The organism is Gilliamella sp. B3482 (genome assembly GCF_026536805.1).
Lineage (GTDB): Bacteria > Pseudomonadota > Gammaproteobacteria > Enterobacterales > Orbaceae > Gilliamella > Gilliamella apicola_E.
Window position 1 is genome coordinate 207076 of the sequence record NZ_JAFNNL010000003.1, and the last position, 21019, is coordinate 228094.

Annotated in this window: 24 protein-coding genes; 7 read left to right on the forward strand and 17 right to left on the reverse strand. The window is 33.3% G+C overall.

Annotation, left to right across the window (positions count from 1 at the left end; translation table 11 throughout):
• Positions 1-665 precede the first annotated feature (665 nt).
• The 10 genes from J3U18_RS06390 to J3U18_RS06435 form a co-directional block, all read right to left on the reverse strand.
• Positions 666-1007: a hypothetical protein gene (locus tag J3U18_RS06390; protein ID WP_187755189.1), complete on the reverse strand. Its 342-nt coding sequence runs from the start codon at positions 1005-1007 to the stop codon at positions 666-668.
• Positions 1008-1011: 4 nt separating this feature from the next.
• On the reverse strand, positions 1012-1266 hold the full coding sequence (locus tag J3U18_RS06395; protein WP_220226067.1) for a hypothetical protein: 255 nt from the start codon (positions 1264-1266) through the stop codon (positions 1012-1014).
• A gap of 95 nt (positions 1267-1361) precedes the next feature.
• Positions 1362-1874, reverse strand: coding sequence for a hypothetical protein (locus J3U18_RS06400; protein WP_220226068.1), 513 nt, complete (start codon positions 1872-1874; stop codon positions 1362-1364).
• 12 nt (positions 1875-1886) lie between these two features.
• Complete coding sequence (locus tag J3U18_RS06405; RefSeq protein ID WP_255561391.1) at positions 1887-2300, reverse strand: hypothetical protein; 414 nt, start codon at positions 2298-2300, stop codon at positions 1887-1889.
• Between the two features lie 213 nt (positions 2301-2513).
• The gene (locus tag J3U18_RS06410) at positions 2514-2813 is read right to left on the reverse strand and encodes a hypothetical protein (protein WP_220226069.1); all 300 of its coding nucleotides are present in this window, start codon (positions 2811-2813) and stop codon (positions 2514-2516) included.
• A 74-nt stretch (positions 2814-2887) separates the two neighbouring features.
• Entirely contained in the window at positions 2888-3307 is a 420-nt protein-coding gene (locus tag J3U18_RS06415; RefSeq protein ID WP_220226070.1) for a hypothetical protein, read from the reverse strand.
• 11 nt (positions 3308-3318) lie between these two features.
• Positions 3319-3954: an RHS repeat-associated core domain-containing protein gene (locus J3U18_RS06420; protein ID WP_324169790.1), complete on the reverse strand. Its 636-nt coding sequence runs from the start codon at positions 3952-3954 to the stop codon at positions 3319-3321.
• Positions 3955-4103: 149 nt separating this feature from the next.
• A complete protein-coding gene (locus J3U18_RS06425; protein WP_065563435.1) occupies positions 4104-4787 on the reverse strand; it encodes a response regulator transcription factor in 684 nt (227 codons plus the stop codon).
• Positions 4768-6234: a sensor histidine kinase gene (locus J3U18_RS06430; protein ID WP_267353282.1), complete on the reverse strand. Its 1467-nt coding sequence runs from the start codon at positions 6232-6234 to the stop codon at positions 4768-4770. The genes J3U18_RS06425 and J3U18_RS06430 overlap by 20 nt, the downstream gene beginning before the upstream one ends.
• 2 nt (positions 6235-6236) lie before the next feature.
• Positions 6237-7589 carry a vWA domain-containing protein gene (locus J3U18_RS06435; RefSeq protein ID WP_267342700.1) on the reverse strand — a complete coding sequence of 451 codons (1353 nt, stop codon included), beginning with the start codon at positions 7587-7589 and terminating at the stop codon, positions 6237-6239.
• Between the two features lie 250 nt (positions 7590-7839).
• Here J3U18_RS06435 and apt point away from each other — a divergent pair, with 250 nt between their 5' ends.
• The 3 genes from apt (at position 7840) to J3U18_RS06450 (ending at position 10846) form a co-directional block, all read left to right on the forward strand.
• Entirely contained in the window at positions 7840-8385 is a 546-nt protein-coding gene (gene apt, locus J3U18_RS06440) for an adenine phosphoribosyltransferase (RefSeq protein WP_267331968.1), read from the forward strand.
• 243 nt (positions 8386-8628) lie between these two features.
• The gene (gene ddaH / locus J3U18_RS06445) at positions 8629-9399 is read left to right on the forward strand and encodes a dimethylargininase (RefSeq protein ID WP_065563439.1); all 771 of its coding nucleotides are present in this window, start codon (positions 8629-8631) and stop codon (positions 9397-9399) included.
• 37 nt (positions 9400-9436) lie between these two features.
• Positions 9437-10846, forward strand: coding sequence for a basic amino acid/polyamine antiporter (locus tag J3U18_RS06450; protein WP_220226084.1), 1410 nt, complete (start codon positions 9437-9439; stop codon positions 10844-10846).
• Between the two features lie 11 nt (positions 10847-10857).
• Here J3U18_RS06450 and J3U18_RS06455 read toward each other — a convergent pair whose 3' ends face one another.
• Together J3U18_RS06455 and nfi are read right to left on the reverse strand one after the other, a co-directional pair.
• On the reverse strand, positions 10858-11604 hold the full coding sequence (locus J3U18_RS06455; protein ID WP_267353283.1) for a tRNA1(Val) (adenine(37)-N6)-methyltransferase: 747 nt from the start codon (positions 11602-11604) through the stop codon (positions 10858-10860).
• Positions 11594-12259 carry a deoxyribonuclease V gene (nfi, locus tag J3U18_RS06460; RefSeq protein ID WP_416380393.1) on the reverse strand — a complete coding sequence of 222 codons (666 nt, stop codon included), beginning with the start codon at positions 12257-12259 and terminating at the stop codon, positions 11594-11596. Before nfi ends, J3U18_RS06455 begins: the two co-directional genes overlap by 11 nt.
• Positions 12260-12319: 60 nt before the next feature.
• Between nfi and J3U18_RS06465 the strand changes: the two genes are divergently transcribed.
• Positions 12320-12898, forward strand: a complete 579-nt coding sequence (locus tag J3U18_RS06465; RefSeq protein ID WP_267342705.1) for an IMPACT family protein — start codon at positions 12320-12322, stop codon at positions 12896-12898.
• A 267-nt stretch (positions 12899-13165) separates the two neighbouring features.
• Here J3U18_RS06465 and J3U18_RS06470 read toward each other — a convergent pair whose 3' ends face one another.
• Both J3U18_RS06470 and J3U18_RS06475 read right to left on the reverse strand, forming a co-directional pair.
• A complete protein-coding gene (locus tag J3U18_RS06470; protein ID WP_267353285.1) occupies positions 13166-13891 on the reverse strand; it encodes a serine/threonine protein kinase in 726 nt (241 codons plus the stop codon).
• Between the two features lie 88 nt (positions 13892-13979).
• Positions 13980-15173: an MFS transporter gene (locus J3U18_RS06475; protein WP_267353286.1), complete on the reverse strand. Its 1194-nt coding sequence runs from the start codon at positions 15171-15173 to the stop codon at positions 13980-13982.
• Positions 15174-15390: 217 nt separating this feature from the next.
• Here J3U18_RS06475 and J3U18_RS06480 point away from each other — a divergent pair, with 217 nt between their 5' ends.
• The 3 genes from J3U18_RS06480 to J3U18_RS06490 all read left to right on the forward strand — a co-directional run bounded on the left by J3U18_RS06480 (position 15391) and on the right by J3U18_RS06490 (position 17777).
• Positions 15391-16299 (forward strand): LysR family transcriptional regulator, encoded by a 909-nt coding sequence (locus tag J3U18_RS06480; RefSeq protein WP_267353287.1) that lies wholly within the window; start codon positions 15391-15393, stop codon positions 16297-16299.
• 203 nt (positions 16300-16502) lie between these two features.
• Positions 16503-16997, forward strand: a complete 495-nt coding sequence (locus J3U18_RS06485; protein WP_267353288.1) for a GNAT family N-acetyltransferase — start codon at positions 16503-16505, stop codon at positions 16995-16997.
• Between the two features lie 54 nt (positions 16998-17051).
• Entirely contained in the window at positions 17052-17777 is a 726-nt protein-coding gene (locus J3U18_RS06490) for a rhomboid family intramembrane serine protease (protein WP_267353289.1), read from the forward strand.
• Positions 17778-17827: 50 nt separating this feature from the next.
• On the opposite strand, the gene lolE is transcribed toward J3U18_RS06490, so the two are convergent.
• Genes lolE through lolC form a run of 3 tightly spaced genes read right to left on the reverse strand, consistent with a single transcriptional unit; the run spans position 17828 to position 20972 of the window.
• Positions 17828-19066: a lipoprotein-releasing ABC transporter permease subunit LolE gene (gene lolE, locus J3U18_RS06495; protein ID WP_065734855.1), complete on the reverse strand. Its 1239-nt coding sequence runs from the start codon at positions 19064-19066 to the stop codon at positions 17828-17830.
• 18 nt (positions 19067-19084) lie between these two features.
• Positions 19085-19777 (reverse strand): lipoprotein-releasing ABC transporter ATP-binding protein LolD, encoded by a 693-nt coding sequence (gene lolD, locus J3U18_RS06500; RefSeq protein WP_065563449.1) that lies wholly within the window; start codon positions 19775-19777, stop codon positions 19085-19087.
• A complete protein-coding gene (lolC, locus tag J3U18_RS06505; protein WP_416380076.1) occupies positions 19770-20972 on the reverse strand; it encodes a lipoprotein-releasing ABC transporter permease subunit LolC in 1203 nt (400 codons plus the stop codon). The genes lolD and lolC overlap by 8 nt, the downstream gene beginning before the upstream one ends.
• Between the last annotated feature and the right edge of the window lie 47 nt (positions 20973-21019).

Here is a 21019-nt window from a genome sequence, read left to right on the forward strand (position 1 = left end):
CATTGGTATTCCCAGCCACCTTGCTGCCATTATGGAGGGGCGGAATTTTCAAGGGTTCTTTTTTTTCGTATTTTATCGTATTGTTTAAGTTCGGATTTTGAATATCGCCGTATTTCGGCCTTACGGTCAAATTCATTTTCTTCAATCCAAAAATTGTTCTTAGAATTTGTATTTTCACTTAAGAAAGATGAATTTTTTGGTAAATTATTGGCAGAATTTTTAAAATTTATCGGAGTTTTTAAAATAAGATTTCCCTGTTTATCATAAATATAATTCCAATTTTTATCCTTTAGAATCTTACCCGATGCACCATATATTTGATCGGATTTTTTGAAGATTGATATACAAATTTTATAGAAAAAATCATCATTCAAATATAAAGAAATATAAATCCTCAAGAATTTTTAATTATTTTACTATATCTAAAATTGAGTCCTGATGATAAGAACTTAGGTTTTTCGCTTAACTCTATTTGTAATATTGGGCAAACAGCCCTTTTAGCGGAAACGCAGTGCAAAGGGCTTACGCTCTGCCATTCTCACCTAGATTTTTATAACCTGCTCTGGCTCGTTAAAATCCTTCACCCTAACTCAGAATCGGAATTGTTAGAGAAACTAAATTGATTGTTAAACCAAAAAACCAAATTTTACATTGGTTTTTCCCTTTTAGTTTTTATTTAGTATAGTAAATTCTACACCGTCATTTTCAATATACAAATCATAAATGCGTATATTATTCCTTTCAAGGAATAAATCAAAACTATTGATTTGTTCATCAAGCTCATCTAAAATAGAAAATAAACCCGTATTAATAGATTCTTCTTTTTCTTTTAAAAGATTTTGTAAAGACTCTGGTATTATATCTTTTCCTTTACTAATATTTCCACTATAATGCAATTTATTAATATTATTAAAACTAATTTCTCTATGTAGGCTAACATTGATACTTCCTATGTTCAATTTATTAGAACCTACTATCAATATGATATTATCTATTATTTTCTTCATTTCGTTAAGGACATTTAAAGTTATCTGATAATTTTTTCAAATTACTATTACTAAATCCATCGGCTCCATCCGGATGGATTAATCTAGCATGCGCATCACCTATACCTTTTGTAGGATTATGAATTACATCAAAACCTGCTTCTCTTATACTTTTTGCATCTATTTCTGCAATATTTCCAGCATTAATAATATCATGTAATCGAGTAGCTTTAGTAAAAGCTTCTTTAGCACTACTCGCTTGAACTATTTGAAATTTCAAACCTTATTAAAATCCTTATCCCTAAGTATGAAGTCGAACTAGTAGATAAGCTAAATGCTTAGAAAAAAACCAATTCTATAAGTTGGATTTTAAGATTATTTTAAATATCTATCTAAATTTTCTAATAAATAAAAATCTTCTAGATTTTCTTTATTGTAACCCGTTTTTTTTAAATCTTCTTTTATCTGATTTAATAACTTTAACCATTCTTTGATAAATGCATCTATATCTATAATTAGTTCATTTGAAACTTTCTTTATCTCATTAAGTATTTCATTCCCCCCTCTTAATGCAGTCCAATCAGATTTTATCTTAATAGTGTTTTTATATTGCAAACACTCCCATGTTCCAAAGAAAATATTACTTCCCCAATTAATTGTGAATTGTTTCTCATTTTTTAAAGAATTAATTAATAATAAAATATCTTTGAAAATATCTGAAATTTCTGCACATAACCACAGTTCTAAAATATAACCATTCCAATACATATAAATTGATGATTCTCTTGTGTATGGATAAATTGTTTGTAAAGCTTCATTTATAGTAATATCTTCTTTATCTCTAGGTAAAAGATTATTAGGGTGGCTTATTAATAATTTAAAATTCATTATAATATCATTTTAATGACAGGTTGATTTTAATTTAGCTTCTTTCCCTTGGGCTATAGGTTCAGCTGTGCAATCTATTGGAAAACCATGAAATGTACCATCTCCATTATTTCTAACTCTATAATGTGTCGCCGGATGAGGAGTTGCTACATCAGGAGCTATTCCTGGATGAAATACCACACTCTTACTATCAGCATTTACAGGAAAATCCTTAAATCCACCAGGTTCTAATGTATCTGCTAATTTTCCCGCATAATTTAAATCAACTTTATTTCCCCATTTTCCGTGTGGTAAATTCTCTGTATTAGCTAAAATTTGAGCATCTTTATTAGATAACTTTGTACCATGACGTTTCCCTCTAGTATATCCATTTTCAGGTTTTAAATCCAATCCAAACGGATCAACCCAAGCATTACTATCATGCACATACGCATAAAAATTCGGGTTGTTTCCTTCAAGTTTTATAGGGTCTTGGCTTATATAAGTTCCTGTATTACTGTCGTAATACCTAAACCGATTGTAATAAAGCCCATCTAGTTCTTCGTCTTATATTGTCCTTGATGTATGAAGAGTATAAATCACCTGTTGTTAAATTTATCATGATTTTAAAGCAAATTTTTATGGCCGTATTTTTCATAATTAAAAATATTTCTCAATATTTTTATATAAAGTTTTTAATTCTTCTAAATTATTAAAATCTTTTCGTTGATGAAGAACATTTTTTTCAGATAAAATTTCAATTAATTCAAAAAAACAACTATTATCATCCCAAACAACAAATTTTCCGATGTAATTGTCATTTGTAATATCTATAACTATAGTTCTTTTTAGAGTACTATCTAATATATTTTCACCAAAATTTATTTTTTGTATTTCTAATTCACAATTATTAGGAGGTATTAAAGTTAAAAACCAATTGTAAAATTCATCTATTATCATAATAAAAATTTACCTACATTCAATTTTTGCCCCCTTTCTTTATTCCGCTTTGAAGCGGTTTTTTGGTAGCCAATTTATTTTACAATGTAAATTTTTTCAGGGTTATATATTGGAATTTTTATCGTAATACCTTTTGTGCTTCTTACTTCGATGAAATCATTTTCTAATTTCACTTCTATAAAAGGATTGCTATTATCTAAAAATAAGAACCAAAGTAATTTTCCTGTTTTGTCATTAAGTTGAACAAAACCGTCATTACCAAAACTTCCTTCACCAACATTTATAATAAAGTTATCTGTTTCAAATTTTTTAAGTATATCAAAACAGGAAACCCAGTCTTCATTATTGTATTTAAAAAAACTTTCAATCGTTGATTTACATAATACTCTTATATATTCATTATTATTTTTTAAAACTAACATTTCTCCATTTGGAAAAAATAAAGCATTAATTAATGGACACTCAAAATTATCAATTAAATCATTTATATTCATAAAAATATCTTTTATCCACAAGAAATTCGAGGTTTTTCTTTTAGTCCTTTGTCGGGAACAACTCCACCTGCTTTTTTATTTCTTATATCGTTAAATCGTTCTTTGAATTTTTGCCCCCAAGTTTTTCCTGTTGTAGAATCGGGAAAAACATCATCTGCTTTTACAACATTAACTTCAAGTTTATCTATACATGCATTTTGGGCGGAAAGCAACCTTCTATTATCGTAAGATACCAATTGTCCATCAACTTCAATAACATTTATCGGCGTATATTTAGACGCATCAAATACTCTTACTTCAGACACAGTCCTTTGTGAAAAGTTAATATCATTGGGATTTACAAATATGGGGGACAACCCAAACGGATCCACCCAAGCATTACTATCATGCACATAAGCATACAAATTCGGGTTATTTCCTTGCAGACCGATGGGGTCTTTGCTGATGTATTGCCCTGTTTCAGAATTATAATATCGGAACCGATTGTAATAAAGCCCCGTTTCAACATCCTCATACTGCCCCAGTTGCCTGAACGGAATAAATAACTTATTGTTAAAGATATCTTCCCGTATTCTGCCATAGATGTCAAATTCTACCTGCCAAACCAATTCACCTTTGTCATCATAGACCTGAGCGGGTCTGCCCAAATAATCCGATACAATTGAGTAGGACTTGTTCTAGCATAGCTGATAGACACCTATAAAAAACGGGTAACTGTCAGATCAGGTTTGAGTTACTACATCTAAGATTTTACCTGCATAAAATAAAATTGAACTTCATAAAATTTATATTAAATTTAATGTTTATAACCAATCCCATGAACAGTTTTAATTAAAGTTGGTGTGGATGGATTAATTTCTATTTGTTTTCTCAATTTTGAAATATGTTGATCGAGCGTTCTGCTATTAGGTAAAAAATCATATCCCCAAACATAATCAAAAAGCATATCTCGAGTAACAACCTGATTTTTAAACTGATATAAACACTCTAAAATCTTAATTTCTCTTAAGGTTAATTCGATAACCTGATCGTTTCTTTTTGCATACAATTCGGAAGAATAGACATTCAAATCACCAAATTGAAAATAGTCTTCTTTAGAGCAATTTGAGTATTTTGATTTTAAGTAACGTTTGGCTATTGCCTTGATTCTTGCCCTAAGTTCATGAATACCAAAAGGCTTATTCATATAATCATCAGCACCGAGCTCTAATCCAATTACTCGGTCGATCTCTTCATCTTTAGCAGATAAAAATAGAATTGGCACATCTTCATTTAATTTACGGATTTCACGACAAACAGAATAACCATCAAGTTCAGGCATCATAATATCTAAAATAATAAAATCGGGTTGATGTTGATTAAACATTTCAAGTGCAACTTTACCATCATTTGCTTTGATAATCGTATAACCTTCTTTTTCTAGAAGATCTGACATACCATTAAGAATATGCTTATCGTCTTCAGCAATTAAAATCTTCATTTTCTAACTCCATTAAAATAAGTGAAAACGCAATTCCTGGATTCTGATTCATAACTTTAATTTCACCATTGATCTGATTAGCTAACTGATTGGCAATCGTCAACCCTATTCCAGTACCTGAAACCCCTTCGGTTATGGATGAGCTAACCCGATAAAAAGGATCAAAAATCTGTTTTAATAAATGATTAGCAATGCCCTCACCATAATCTCGAACCGTAATTATCACCTGTTTTCCCGATTTAGTTAAAGATAAATCAACTTGCTTGCCCTTAGAAGCATATTTTTCAGCATTACTCAGAAAATTATTGAGAATTTGCATTACACTGTCTTCATCCGTATTAACAATACAATCACTTGCAATATTAGTGATATTAAGATGTAACGATTTTGCATCTAAAATAGGACTAAAGGTATTATATATCTGGTTGATTAGCTCGGTTAAATTAACTGGTTTTATATTGACACTAAGTGGTTTATTAAAACTTAAAACATTTTGAACTAGCCTAGTTAATCGCTTACTTTCAGCACTGATTACATACAAATAATCAGGAATGGGCGCAGGCTCATCTTCTAGATACTCTGACAACATTTCAGAATATAGTGTGATATTGGTTAGGGGGGTTTTAAATTCATGGGAAACTTGCCCGACAAAACTAACCTGCTGTTTTGCTAAGCGCAATGTTCGAGTATATTCTCGATAGCTATAGAAAATCAATCCAAGTATTACGGTAATGAAAAGACCAATAACAACAGAACCTAATAAATACAAATTAACAACATTTGGGGAGAAATAATAATAGGTTAAATGCCAATTTTGTAAAGGATAGTCAAGCGATATCAAAATTTCATTATCAGATTTTTCACCATTGGTATAAATCTGCTTATCGCCATCGGATAATTTAAAATTATCATCAAAAGCTTGCTTATCTAATAAATTGATCATATCAAAAGAAAGTTTGATGTTAGAAAGCTCAAAACCAATAATATTATCCGATTGAATTGACCAGTAAATTAAGTGGTTATACATTTGATACCAACCAGAACTTGGTTGAAACTGTTCAGTATGATCTTGTTGATTGAATAAAACAGAATTATCTAAAGCGATGGATTCTACTATCTTATGCCATTGCGAATCATACACATCACTTACAAATAAAATTTTATTTTTATTGATGATAAAAATATTTTTAATATCAGTTTCTGATCCTAATAAATCTTCCGCTTTATCGTTGTCGTCATTAATTTGAAGTGACAAACTACTCAAATAAGATAGACGCTGATTTAGCAACGATTCAATCGATAACTTGATATTATTTATACGGCTTTTGGCGAGTAAGATTTGGTTGCTTTCTCGTAATAACACTTCGTGTTCTACACTTCGCCAACCTAAATAGCTTATAAACGCTATTAACATCATTAAAGATAAAATCGTTGCTAATCTTTTCATAATTATTTCTTAATTACATTGCTTTTTGACTCAAACTGCTTTTCAGCTGAAATTTTGTTGAAAACGTCTTTATCAGCTTTAGCAGCATCAGCCATAATATTATTTTTTTCAATTTGGCCTCTTAATCTTTCTTTTGCCTCTTCTGAGGATACTGAATTTGAAATTGAGCTAAGTTTTTTACTATTTTCCATAAGAATATCTTCTGCTTCTTGAAACCTACCTAGATTGTAATACTCTAAGGCTTTTTCATTCTCAATGGTTACCTTCTGGATCTCTGATTCAGCTAAAACTTCTTGAATCATTGAATCCTTGACCAACTTTTTATCATCGGTATACGCTACGCTTACAAATTGAGTTTCGTGTTCAGCTTTATTTCTCAATAAATTGTCATATGATAAATCAATTTGAGCTAACGTTTTACTTTGGCCAACTTTTCCTTCCTCAGGGATGACTTCTAACAGTACATATTTTTCTTGATTTGAAAACAATTGATTCATTTTAATCGTAACTTGATTACCTTTAATTACACCATCTCGACCAAGTAAACGCACTGGTTTAACGCCATCTTTCAATTGGATAGTAATCACAACATTTTGAGCAACTGTGGACATCACGTCAGTAAACTCGTGAACAAACATTTTTTCAAGATCAAAAGTATTATTAACAAATACATGATTACCATCACTATAACTTGCGATAGATGACATTAATATTTCATTATAATCAGAACCGATCCCCATTGTGGTAATAGCAATATTCTTTTTAGCTGCAATAATAGCTAATTGAGAAAGTTCAGCTACTGAACTAGGACCTATATTGGCTTGACCATCAGATAACAAAATAATACGATTAACTTTATCTTTCGTAAGTTGGCTTTCAACTTGTTTTATTCCCTTACTCAATCCTGCAAATAAGGCTGTTCCTCCACCTGCAACTAAATTTTTATTGATTAGTTTAATAATTTGTTCTTTATTCTTTACTTTAGTTGCTGGAACAATAACTTTCGCATCATAATCATAAGTAACAATAGATAATGTATCTTCTTCATTTAGCATATTAACCGCAAAAATAGCAGCTTCTCTCGCTTTTACTATGCGATCGCCTTGCATTGAACCTGATTTATCAATAACAAGCGCTAAATTGATCGGCACATGTTTATTAGAGTTCGCTTTTTCACCAGTTAATGAAACTTTTAAATAATTGGTTTCTTCACTTCCTGCCATAATAATAGGTGAAGACAATTCTGAACGGACGTTAATTTGTGAAACTTGTGAACTTGGTAGAATTGTCGTGGCATAGCTAAATAAACTAGACAAGACAAAACCTAACATGACAAATATTTTAATAAATTTCATAGTATTTTCCTTCCTATATAAAGTTTATTCAATTATTCATCAATCGCCAAATAAATTGTCTAAATAATGTATTTAATTGTAAAAAGTTGTAAAAAGTAAAACCTTGATAAAAAACACCTATTAGTACTTAAACTAACCAATCTCTCTATTTTACGGTGCGTTAACTGTTTGTTTATTGCCAGTCTAAAGTGCAAAGGTATATAATAAAAAATTAGTCGCTTTTGAAGAGAATAGTTAGAGAACATTTAAAATGACTCAATCAAAACTTGAACTTATTAAAAATAGCATTATCACAATACCAAATTATCCTAAACAAGGTATCTTATTTCGTGATATCACCAGTCTACTTGAAAACCCTATTGCATTTAAAACATCTGTCGATCTTTTAATTGAGCATTATAAAGATAAAAAAATCGACAAAGTGGTTGGCACCGAAGCTAGAGGTTTTATCTTTGCAGCGCCACTTGCGTTAGCATTAGGCGTTGGTTTTGTACCGGTAAGAAAACCAAATAAACTACCGCGTAAGGTATTTAAAGAAGAGTATCAACTTGAATACGGTACAGATACCTTAGAAATGCATTGCGATGCGATCAAACCTAACGAACGAGTGTTAATTATTGACGATCTACTTGCAACTGGAGGCACCGTTGCCGCTACCGCAAAATTAATTCAAAAAGCAGGTGGTATTGCTCAAGATGCGGCATTTGTAATTAATTTACCTGATTTACACGGGAAAACAAAATTAACTGATATGGGAATTAACTGTTACACATTAGTCGATTTTGCCGGTGAATAACGCATATTTTTAGGGCGAAATGTCGCCCTATTCGTCTGCAACATCCTCATTTATTAATATCCTCATTTTTGCCATCAAATTCAGGCTTATCTTATCCGCTACTCTAATTTCATTTTAACTAGCCCAAACCACAACAAATATCGCCATACTCAATTTGCATAAAATATCAACTTAATGCTTGAAATAGTTATTATTATGAATTATTATTCAAAAATAATGAATATTTATAACAGGAATTAAACAGTGAAAAAATTTAATCATATTATTGCCAGAACCCCAGCTAAGTCACTTATCAACGGATTAACCTCTGCCAATTTAGGAAAACCAGACTATCAAAAAGCGCTTGATCAACATAACAACTACATTCGAGCATTACAGCAATGCGATGTCGATATCACAATATTACCTGCCGATGAACGATTTCCAGATTCTGTTTTTGTCGAAGATGCCGTGTTATGTACGCCCTGTTGCGCCATTATTACTCGCCCTGGCGCGGTAAGCCGTCGTGCAGAAACAGAAATCATCGTTGATACTATTGAACGATTTTATCCTAATAATGTTGAACACATTACCGCCCCTGGCACTGTTGAAGCGGGCGATATTATGATGGTTGAGAATCACTATTACATTGGTTTATCCGCTCGTACCAATCAAGAAGGTGCCAATCAAATGATTGCTATCTTAGAAAAATACGGACTATCCGGTTCAGTGGTGACTTTAGAGAAAGTATTACATCTAAAAACCGGACTTGCCTATTTGGAACACAATAATTTATTAGCTGCGGGTGAATTTATCACTAAACCAGAATTTCAACATCTTAATATTATTGAAATACCAGAAGAAGAGAGTTATGCCGCTAACTGTATCTGGGTTAATGAGCGAGTCATCATGCCGGCTGGTTATCCAATTACTAAAGCTAAAATTGAAGCGCTTGGCTATCAAGTCATCGAAGTTGATACCTCAGAATATCGCAAAATTGATGGTGGAGTTAGTTGTATGTCATTGCGATTTTAATTAAAACTTAACTGAACAATTAAAATAAGAAAACGATATGAATATGCCAGTAAGAAAAAAGCTTGGCATACTCCCACTTACATTAATGGTAGTGGGCAGTATTGTCGGTAGTGGTATTTTTAGCCTTCCTCAAAACATGGCCGAAGGCGCTGGGGCTGGTGCCATACTAATTGCATGGGTAATAACCTTATTTGGCATGTTTATGCTTACGCGAATTTTTCAGTATCTTTCAATTCGTTTTTACAAAATCAATGAAGGATTATATGGCTATGTTCGTGAAGGATTTGGTGATTATATTGGTTTTAATGCCGCTTGGGGCTATTGGATATCGGCATGGATGTCATGTGGCAGCTATTTAGTTATCCTATTTAGCGCATTAGGTTCATTTGAGTGCTTCAATTATTTTGGTAATGGCACCACTATTCCCGCAGTGATTGCTGGACTTATATTCTTATGGATTATCCATTTTTTTGTCATAAAAGGCATCTATCAAGCATTTTTACTTAATTGTTTAGTCACATTAGCTAAAATTGTGCCTATTTGTTTATTTATTGTTTGTGTCGTTTTAGCGTTTAAAGTTGATACTTTTAACATGGACTTTTGGGGGACACCTCAATTAGGAACCATCCTCAGTCAAGTAAAACATACCATGCTTTATACCGTATGGGTTTATTTGGGGATTGAAAGTGCAACAGTTTATGCTGCTCGAGCTAAAAATATTATTAGTATAAGTCGAGCCACCTTTTTTGGTTTTGCTATTACCAGTCTATTATTAGTCTGTGTTTCGGTGCTATCTTTAGGGATCGTCCCACAACACGAACTGGCACAAATGAAAAATCCATCCATGGCCTTAGTGATTGAACATGTTGTAGGTAGTTGGGGAGCTAAATGTATCAACATTGGTTTGATTGTGTCGGTCAGTGGTGGATTATTGTCTTGGTTAATGTTAGCGGCTGAAATGCTGTTCCTTTCTGGCCAAGGCAATCAACATACCGTACCTAGTTGTTTCGGTAAACTTAATAAAAACAGCACACCCGCTAATGCATTGTGGTTAACAACGAGTTTAATTAGTGTACTTATGATTTTGGCACATTTTTATCAATCGGGTTACAACACCTTAATTCAGCTATCAACTTCAATGGTACTCATCCCCTATCTACTATCAGCACTATTCGTGTTTAAACTATCTATAAGGCAACGAAAAAAACATCTATTATTCATCGGTACACTGGGTTCAATTTATGGATTCTGGTTAATCTATGCTGGTGGAGTGTCTTATTTATTACTATCCATGATCTTATATAGTGTTGGATTATTATTCTACCTTTATGCAAGAAAACAAAGGCATCTATCATCTTTCAGTTATTTGCATGACAAAATTTATGCCATAACCATAGTTATACTAGCTATCATAGCGATAATATACTTCTACATTATTCCACAATAATCGAAAAGGCATTATTTACGAAACAGATAAAAATCGGCCAATAATTCTCTAAATGGTTGGGAATACCCCCCATGGTCATCACGCATACACAATGATTGACTAAGGAAATTATCATTTTGATGAAATGAAAAGGCCATCAGTGCCAACGAGAAATCCTTATCAGCTGAATATTTTACTTGCATTTCACTGCATAAAAATAACCTATTTAACTCGCATAACTGTTTAAATTTATCTGCAACATGATAAGGTAAGACTAAACAAAATAATCCATTTGGTTTTAATAAACGAATTACCGCATCAATAAGTTGCTGATAGTTTAAACTCTCGGTATAACGAGCCAACTGACGCTCTGTATTTCGGCATTCGACTGCTGATTGGAAATAAGGTGGATTAGTTATAATCAAATCATAACAAGCAATATCATCTATTCTAAATTGATTAACATTGATATTTAATGCTTGGATCGTTTGAAAATTAGCATTTAAGCTATTTTGCTGACATTGCATAATCGCTTGCGGATCAATGTCGATCGCATCAATTTGACATGAATGGTTTTCTAAACGTTGGGCAAGCATCAATGCTATAACACCACACCCAGTACCAATATCTAAAACATTTTGTATATCAGGTTTAATAGGAGCCCATGCACCTAACAAGCAACTATCCGTTGTCACTTTCATGGGACTTTTATCATGGGCAACAAAAAAACGCTTAAAGGTAAATCCACCTTTTTTTAATGGTAGCTGATTATTTGGCATGACTAAACTTTCTAAATAATGGCTTATTGGACGCAATTGCATCAGCCCAACGAGTTGGCTCCGGCAAACGGTAACCGCGTAAACATTGTTTGACCCAATGTAATGCACTGTCCTGACTGATTCTATGCCCTGCGGAAACAAATAACGGATTACAATTATCTTTACTTTGTAAAACCCAGCCTATCTGTTCTTGCTTATCAACCAGAGGCGTTACATTTCCCGCTTTTTTCGATTGAGGCTCGAATTGTCCACATAATTTTCTTTTTGCTACACCAATCGTAGGTATATCGAGCAATAAACCTAAATGACTTGCAATTCCTAATCGTCTGGGATGAGCAACACCCTGCCCATCAACCAACAACAAATCAGGTTTGTGCTTAAGCTGTTGCCATGCTTTAAGCAATGCTGGATACTCCCGAAAAGACAAATATCCTGGAATATAAGGAAAATTTGTTTCCAATCGAGCAATATTATATTCAACCACTTCAAAATCAGGAAATGTCAATATCACAATCGCAGCACGAGTTATCATGCCACCTTGTTCAAAACCGACATCCGTCCCACCAATCAATTTTATTGCTGGGTTAAAATCATCCACCAAGCTAACCTGATTGGCTAATTGCTGTTGTGAAAGTTTTAATTGTGCTAAATTAATAGACATTTCAACTCTGCTGAGTATTATTAGTTACAATAAAATGATTTTACCAGAATAAGTATGCCTTATACATTAGCAAATCCAACCGAATTAACCGAAGAAATAAAAAAAAGTCGCTTTATTGTCAATGCGGCACCCATTATAAATGCTGAGCAGGCTGCACAATTTATTGATAGCATTAGTGATCCAAATGCAACTCACAACTGTTGGGCATGGAAAATAGGACAACAATATCGTTTCAATGATGATGGAGAACCTACCAGTACTGCTGGGCGCCCTATTCTATCAGCTATTGAAGGACAAGATTGCGATCAAGTCGTCGTTGTTGTGACCCGCTATTTTGGCGGAATTAAATTAGGTACAGGTGGACTAATCCGTGCTTATGGCGGCTCAGCAAGCCATTGCTTACAACAAGCTGAATTAATAGAACTTATTGCCAGAACAACCTTAGAATTTCACTGTTACTATAACGAGTGGCCTATCATAGAAAACCGACTGAAGGAACTCGATGCAATTATTGAACAACAAAATTTTGATGCAGAAGGTGTTACAGTCGGCATCGCTATCACACAAGACAATTTGCTCACACTTAAAAAGAATATTAGTGATATTACTCGCGGAAGAGTGATTATTGAATGAAATCTGAAAACTTTTTGAATACCTTCAATAACGTTAAATTTAAATATACTCTTAATTGAACTGACTTGGAAATAGATAAGCATAAAAATAATTTAAATACCGCTTCAACAATGAAATCAGCACTTTGGAAAATATACACTTAAAGCAGCGGGATGAGGTTTAAAATTAATTTAAATGTTTTTAATCATTCAAAAAATGACCTCAAAAACCCCGCTCCTCAACTTTTTTTCTTTCCCTCAAGGATAAATAATTGCTAGTGATAAATAGTTAATTATTAAACTCATATACACTACCGTCACCCCATGTGCCAATGTAATAACGGCTATTATGATAAGCTAATGCAACAGCTTGAGATAAGTTCGAAACTAATGTCGTCACTTTTTTGCTTTGTACATCAATTTTTCGCACCATACCGGCACCATTATCAACCACTGCCACTACATTTGGGGCAATTCGTACAATACCTACACCTGGGCGACTAAATTCGGCGCCGAGTTCCGTTTGAGTACCATTTGGACTGATCATAGTTAGACGTCCACTGTATTGAGAAACAACTAAACTATTATCCGCTAATTGAGTCACGCCAACTGGTGTAGTTAATCCACGAGCAACAATATTTTTTTGTTTTGTTTGAAGATCAAGCGAAACAATTTCACCTGTTGAACGATTAGTGATGAGTAATTGCCCCTGATTAGAAAAAGCGATTCCGGTAGGCGTATGATAACCATCAGAAATTTTTTCTGATTTACCATCACGATTAATTTTTAAAATATAATCATCGCCATAAGATGAAACATACATATTATCTTTTGCATCAAAAACTATTCCAGCTGGTGATGATATACCCGAATAAAAAGTCTCTTTTTTACCATTAGCATTTATTTTCAAAATTGAATTATTTGACCAATCTGTCACATACATCTCACCTTTACTATCAAATGCGATTCCTGTTGGAGCATTGAAGTCTGAGGAAATCTTTGTTAAGCCTGCCATAGATGACCCTCCATAAAAACAGCAAAATATAAACATCGATATACGCAGTAAAAATTTTTTCATTATTAATTTCCTTATTTATAACACATTAATTTTTAATACTATTTTCAATTAATCGAATCGCAATTAACGCTAGGATTAAATTAACGATAGACAAAAAGACACAAAGTATTATGGCTCCATTCCAAGCTTTATTTTGATAAACAATACCGAGTAAATAAGTACCAATACTACCGCCAGCCAAACAAGCAAGAAGATATAAAGATGAAATAGCTCCTCTAGAACTAATTGGTACAATTTTATTTAGCATTGCAATCACTAATGGTTGAATACCAAATACGAATAGAAATAAACAAAAAATGCCTAATCCAATAACATATAATGATGAGCTAAATCCTATAGTGGCAATCGATACACATACCGCTAACAGACAGATGATGAATAGATATTTTTCATTGATGACTTGAGTTAACTTACCAGTGATCATGCTACCGACTACCGCACTTAGACCAGCAAAATTCAACCAACCTAAAACGGTTGAAGATAAGTAAAAAGGTGCGCCTTTCAAATAAAAAGTGAGTAAAGAAGATATTCCAAGATAAACAAAAAATAGTAAAAAACCGATTACTAAAAAAATAACGACAGTTTTATCTAGAAATAATTTAAGTGCAGAGAAATACGTACCTATCAAACTGGTTGTTGGAGATTGATTTGTTGTTTGCTTTATACCAAAAGGAACAAAAAGACATGCTACAATGATTAATCCCGCATAAATGATAAAAGCAATCTGCCAAGACCAAAAATCAGTTAACATCGCAATCACACTACGGCTAAAAATGATGCCAACAATTGAAGCTGAAATCATAATTCCCATTGCTTGTGGTAACTTATGATTTGGCGTGTTTTTAGCGGTATAAGCAAACAAAGCAGCAGGAACAGCAGCTGCAAAAAAGCCTATTAATGACATAACAACCAAATATAAATTAAAACAATCAATGATCACCGATAAAATAAGACAACAAATAGTTCCAATACTGCCAATCAGAACTAATAACTTTGTTGAAACGTTATCCGAGAGTGGACCATAAATAAAAAAAGAAATGGCATAAAAAAAACAAGATAAACTAAACACATTTCTCGCTTCTAAAATATCAATATGATAACTTTTTGATATTTCTTGAAAGATAAGTTGACTTATATAAACCGAGCCGACTAATAGCACAATTAAAATTGCTGACAAAATTAGACTTGATTTTTTCTGTATTGTTTCTTCTTTTAACATAGATTTCATAATAAAGATTAATTAGTTTTCAAGAAGACTATCTAACAAATAGCTAATTTAAAAATACATATTTTGTTATACGAAAATCGTATAGCAAAAAAATGATGATTAGCAAAAGATGTAAAACTCATTCATAATAACTAAATGATGATTGAGCTAAAAAACTATACGACGATTTGGACACCAAACTAATTGATGTATTAAGAACTGTGTAATTATGGACATTTACAGCAAAAGATTACCGACTATTAAGCAATTACAATATTTCATTGCGGTCTGTGAAGAACTTAGTTTTACTGCCGCAGCCAAAAAACTTGGTATTAGCCAACCTCCTCTTTCAACTCAAATTAAAAATTTGGAAGAAACCCTACAAAGCACACTATTTTTAAGGAACTCTCACAATATTGTATTAACCAATGAAGGCGAAATACTAAAATCTAAAGTAACACAATTATTAAGTGATCTTTGTTCAATGGTTAAATCAACAAAGCATCTAGAAAAAGTTATTATAGGAACAACTAAAACCTTAAGTTTTGACTATATTCCTTATTTCAAATCGTTTTTATCCAAATTTAGTGATGAAACAGAAATATATAAACATAACTATACCTCTAAAGAGCTAATACTTGAGTTACAAAAAGGCAATATTGATTTTGCCTTTGTTTCGGATTATTCAACTAGAGATTTTAATGAAAACTCAATACTAATCTATCAAGAACCCATGACCTTAGTATTGCCAGCTCATCACCCATGTAGTAAACAAGATAAAGTTAATCTTAATGATGTGATTGATTTACCCCTGTTTTGGTTTAAACAACATTTAAACCCATTTTTTTACGACCAGTGTGAAAAGGTTTTCAATAGCTTAAACCACCCACTACATCGTCGTGCCGAACTCGCTGATAATTTATCTATGCTACTGGAAGTTGCATTGGGTAAAGCAATAATGCTTTTACCACAATCGATGACACAAATGAAAGTCGATGGTGTTATCTATAAAAAGTTGATCAACAGCCAAGATAAAAAATTAAAAATAAATATTTATCTGATATGGCGTAAAAACATTAAAACTTCAACAGTCAATCAAGCAATAATTGATTATTTTAATCAGCATAAAATCAGCTAAATTAAACCTCAAAAACCCCGCTCCTCAACTTTTTTTGCTAATTTATTCATTATTGGAATGGTGTCAAAAATGTTGAGGAAAGGGTTTTTTGGTAAATTCTTTTAAACTATTTTTCTTTTTTTAGTTATTAAATCGCCTTTGGTTGCTTGTACATAATAAAGCCATTACAATTATGCAAAACTAATCACTTTTCTTTTAAACTTATGATTACTTACACAGATGCAACTTTAGATGATTTGCCTTTTATCGTGGATGTATATAATTCAACAATTGCTAGTCGCCAAGTTACAGCTGATTTACAGCCGGTGTCTGTTGAAAGTCGTTTAACGTGGTTTGAACAGCATAATCCACAAAAACGCCCACTTTGGTTAATCAAATATCAAAATCAACCTTGTGGTTGGGTGAGCTTATCATCATTTTATGGCCGTCCGGCTTACGATAAAACGGTTGAAATTAGTTTATACATTCATCAAGATTTTAGAGGGAAGAAAATCGGCCAAGCCACAGTGACACAAATTGAATCATTTGCAAAAAAAATCGGTATTCAATCCATACTTAGCTATGTTTTTGGACACAATACGCCTAGCATAAAACTATTTGAAAAACTTCATTATCAACATTGGGCCCTACTCCCCAAAATTGCCGAACTTGATGGCGTCAAGCGTGATTTAGTTATTTTAGGTAAGCATCTGGATTAACACATCTATCTAACTTAGTTATGATTTATTTTTTTCAAAAGGGATACTCCACACATGGGCAATCTAAGAAATCTTCAATATTTATTTCAACAAGCAAAAATTACGAGTATTTTAGTTCTGCTTAATGTTGCATGGTTTGTTATTTCTCATCTACTTGATTCTCGTGGTTTTTCAACATATATGGAAAACGCCTTCTTGATTGACTGGGGTGCGGATGTTGCTCAGTTAACTTTTTCTGGTGAATATTGGCGTTTATTTACCAATATCTTTGTACATGCAGGATTAGCTCATCTTGCTATGAATATGTTAGCATTATGGAGTGTTGGGATTGTTTTAGAACGATTGATCCCACCATTTTCTTTTATTGGTATCTACTTATTGTCCGGCTTATTTGGTAGCTTAGCGAGTGACGTTTCAACCATTCGTCATAGTGTTATTAGTTGTGGTGCTTCAGGGGCTATCTTAGGTATTATCACTGCACTGCTTGCCTATTCGCTCATCAATCGTACCGATCTGCAAGAGATGCCTATCAAGTCTATTGTAATCAGTTTATTTCTGACTCTGGGATTAGGTTTGTTACCTTCTATTGACAATATGGCGCACATTGGTGGTGCGATTACAGGGTTTATTCTAGGTGGGATAGTTACGGTCTGTTTGAAAAAATTTCGCTATCAAAGCAATATTTACACTCTATTAATCTTAATCCTCTTTGCGGCATCGTGTTTGCTGTTATATTCAATTTATCAATATTTTAAAACAACATATGGTTTTAATTATTAAAAATAAAGGCGCAAATTGAACTTTGCGCCTTTATTATTTTATCTGATTTATTAATAACTACTTAGCACTCGAGCCGGATCAATTTTATATGCTCTTCGAGCTGGGTAGTAGCTGGCAATCAAACTCAATAACATTGCCGTAATAAACACAATGACAACATCAAACAGATGAATTTCGGATGGTAAAAAATCAACAAAATAGATGTTGCTATTTAAGATTTTATGTCCCATCATCGACTCAAAAACACCCATTATGTTTGAAAGTTGCCATGAAACGATAACGCCAAGCACCACACCAATCACACTACCAATCAAACCTGAAATTACACCATACCAAATAAAAATACGTTTTATAAGATTATTGGTTGCGCCAAGTGTTTTAAGAATAGCGATATCTCGTTGCTTATCTTTAACTGCAATAACTAGCGTCGATACTATATTAAAACAAGCAACGCCAATTACGACAATCATCGCTAAATACATAATTTGTCGAATCATTTGAATATCACGATACATAAATCCAAATGTACGTTCCCAACTATTAAAATCGAGATTTTCTTCAAGATTCAACGTTGCCTGGCCAATAATATCACTAGCTTGATAAACATTATCTACATTGATCATCAATCCTGTGACACTGTCACCAATATTGAGTAGCTTTTGTGAATCAGTTAAAGGTAATAAAGCCACATTGTTACTCAATGAGCCACTAAGATCTAAAATACCATGTACTTGTAAACGAACTCGACGAGGTGGTTTAAGTTGTTCTGGATTGTTTGAAACCGGAATAAGCAAAGAAACCCACTGCCCTTCTTGAACTGCAAGTGATTTAGCTAAACCGGCACCTAAAATGATTTGTTGATTATCTGCTTTAAAATCTTGCCATTTATTATTAAGTACATAATTTGGTAATGCACTTATCTTCTTTTCTTGTTCTGGGTCAAGCCCTTGTACTTCAACCGCACCAAGCTTGCTACCATTTTCAATCAATCCCGTAAAACTAACAAACGGCATGGCAGATACAATACGTTTATTTTCTTGCAGTTCAGTTTGAATATGTTCCCAATTTTCCAAATTGCCCATATGAGAATAAACTTGTCCATGAGGCACGACCGATAAAACTCGATCATTTAATTCACGCTCAAAACCATTCATGGCACTTAAGCCAATGATCAGCGCAGCAATACCTATAGCAATGCTCAGAGTTGAAATAATTGATATCAACGAAACCATACCGCTTTTACGGCGTCCTTTACGGAATTTTATGGCTGTGATTAATGATAAATTCATAATCCATTTACCTTTATTTTATTTCACCGAATGAGACAACTGTCCATCACTCATAATCAATTGATGATCGAGTTGATTTGCTAAAGCGAGATCATGCGTAACCACTAAAAAAGCCGTACCATGTTCACGATTAAGTTTTATCAATAACTCAAAAATTGAATCAGCTGTTGATTTATCTAAGTTACCCGTTGGTTCATCAGCCATCACGAGTGCTGGATTATTAATCAATGCTCGTCCTATCGCAACGCGTTGACGTTCACCACCAGATAGTTCAGATGGACGATGATTAGCACGTTTAACTAGATTTACCGACTCTAACATCGCCATAGCGCGTTTTTTAGCTTCGCTAGGTGAAGTGCCTCCAATCAACAATGGCATTGCTACATTTTCAAGCGCAGTAAAGTCAGGCAATAGATGGTGGAACTGATATACAAATCCAATTTCTTGGTTACGCAAATGTGCTTTTTCTTGTTCTGATAAGCGATTCAGTTGTTGAGATTTAAATGTGATTTCACCTGAAGTTGGTTTGTCTAATCCACCAAGCAAATGCAATAAAGTACTTTTACCTGAACCAGAGCTACCAATAATTGCCAGCAATGATTTAGGATAGATATCAAACGAGACATCTTTTAATACCTCGGTCACCATTTTGCCTTCTTTATAGGTTTTATAAAGATTTTTAGCTGAAAGAAGTGGCTGTGAATTATTCATAACGTAAAGCCTCGGCTGGTTGGATATTGGCTGCACGATATGCAGGATAAATAGTTGAAATTAGCGATAACATAAGTAATCCGAAAATAATAAATATAATTTGTGCAGGTTCAACTAGCGTTGGTAATTCAATACCAGCAAAGGATAAACCAAGCACCGACATCAACTCATTTAAATATGAGGCTAGTAACAAACCAATGGCGCTACCTAATAAAGTTCCAATGACACCTGAACTAGCACCTTGAATAATAAAAATCAGCATAATCTTAAAGCGTGATAAACCCTGCGTTTTTAATATGGCCACTTCGCCTTGTTTTTCCATAACTAATAAGCTAAGCGAAGTAATAATGTTAAATGCCGCAACAATTACAATTAAACTAATCAACAGCCCCATCACATTTTTTTCCATCTTAATAGCTTGGAACAGCTCACCACGTTTTGCTCGCCAATCGGTAAACACCAAGTCTTCAGGTAATGGATTTTTTGTTACTGACGAAATTTCAAGTGGATGAGCTAAAAATAGACGCCAGCCACTAATATTATTAGCAGGATAACGTAATAAATTTCTAGCATCAGTTTGATTGATATAAATTAACGCTTGATTGATATCATGATTAACGGAAAACAACCCGCTCACGGTAAATAAACGTTGGGAAGGAATACGCCCTACTGGTGTAATCTGACTGGCATCGGTGACCATCAAGCGAATCTTATCGCCAACTATCACACCCAATTGATCGGCTAACGTCTGCCCTAATATTACATTATAGCTGCCTGCCTGTAAGGTGTCGATTGAACCAGCATAAACATAATCTTCAATCGGATCGTGGTCGTCAGCAGTAATCCCCATTAAGGTGCTGACCGTGATACTTTGTTGACTTTGTAAAACCACATCACCTGTAATAATCGGCGTTATCCGCTCAACACCTTGGATATTTTCAAATTGCGATGAAGTGATAATACTAGAATCAATTTTACCTGTTTTAGAGGTAATTTGTGCTTGAGGAAAAAACTTTAAGATACTATTTTGCATCTGCTCTTCCAGCCCATTCATTACCGACAATACCACAATTAAACCGATAGAACCAAGCATAATTCCAATCATAGATAGCCAGGAAACAAAGCGGCCAAAACCATCGTTTTTTTGCCCATATACATAGCGTAAACCAATATAAAATACTAATGGACGAAATATCTTTGACATAATAGTTATTAAGTACCTGAAGTTTTCAATCAACTTTT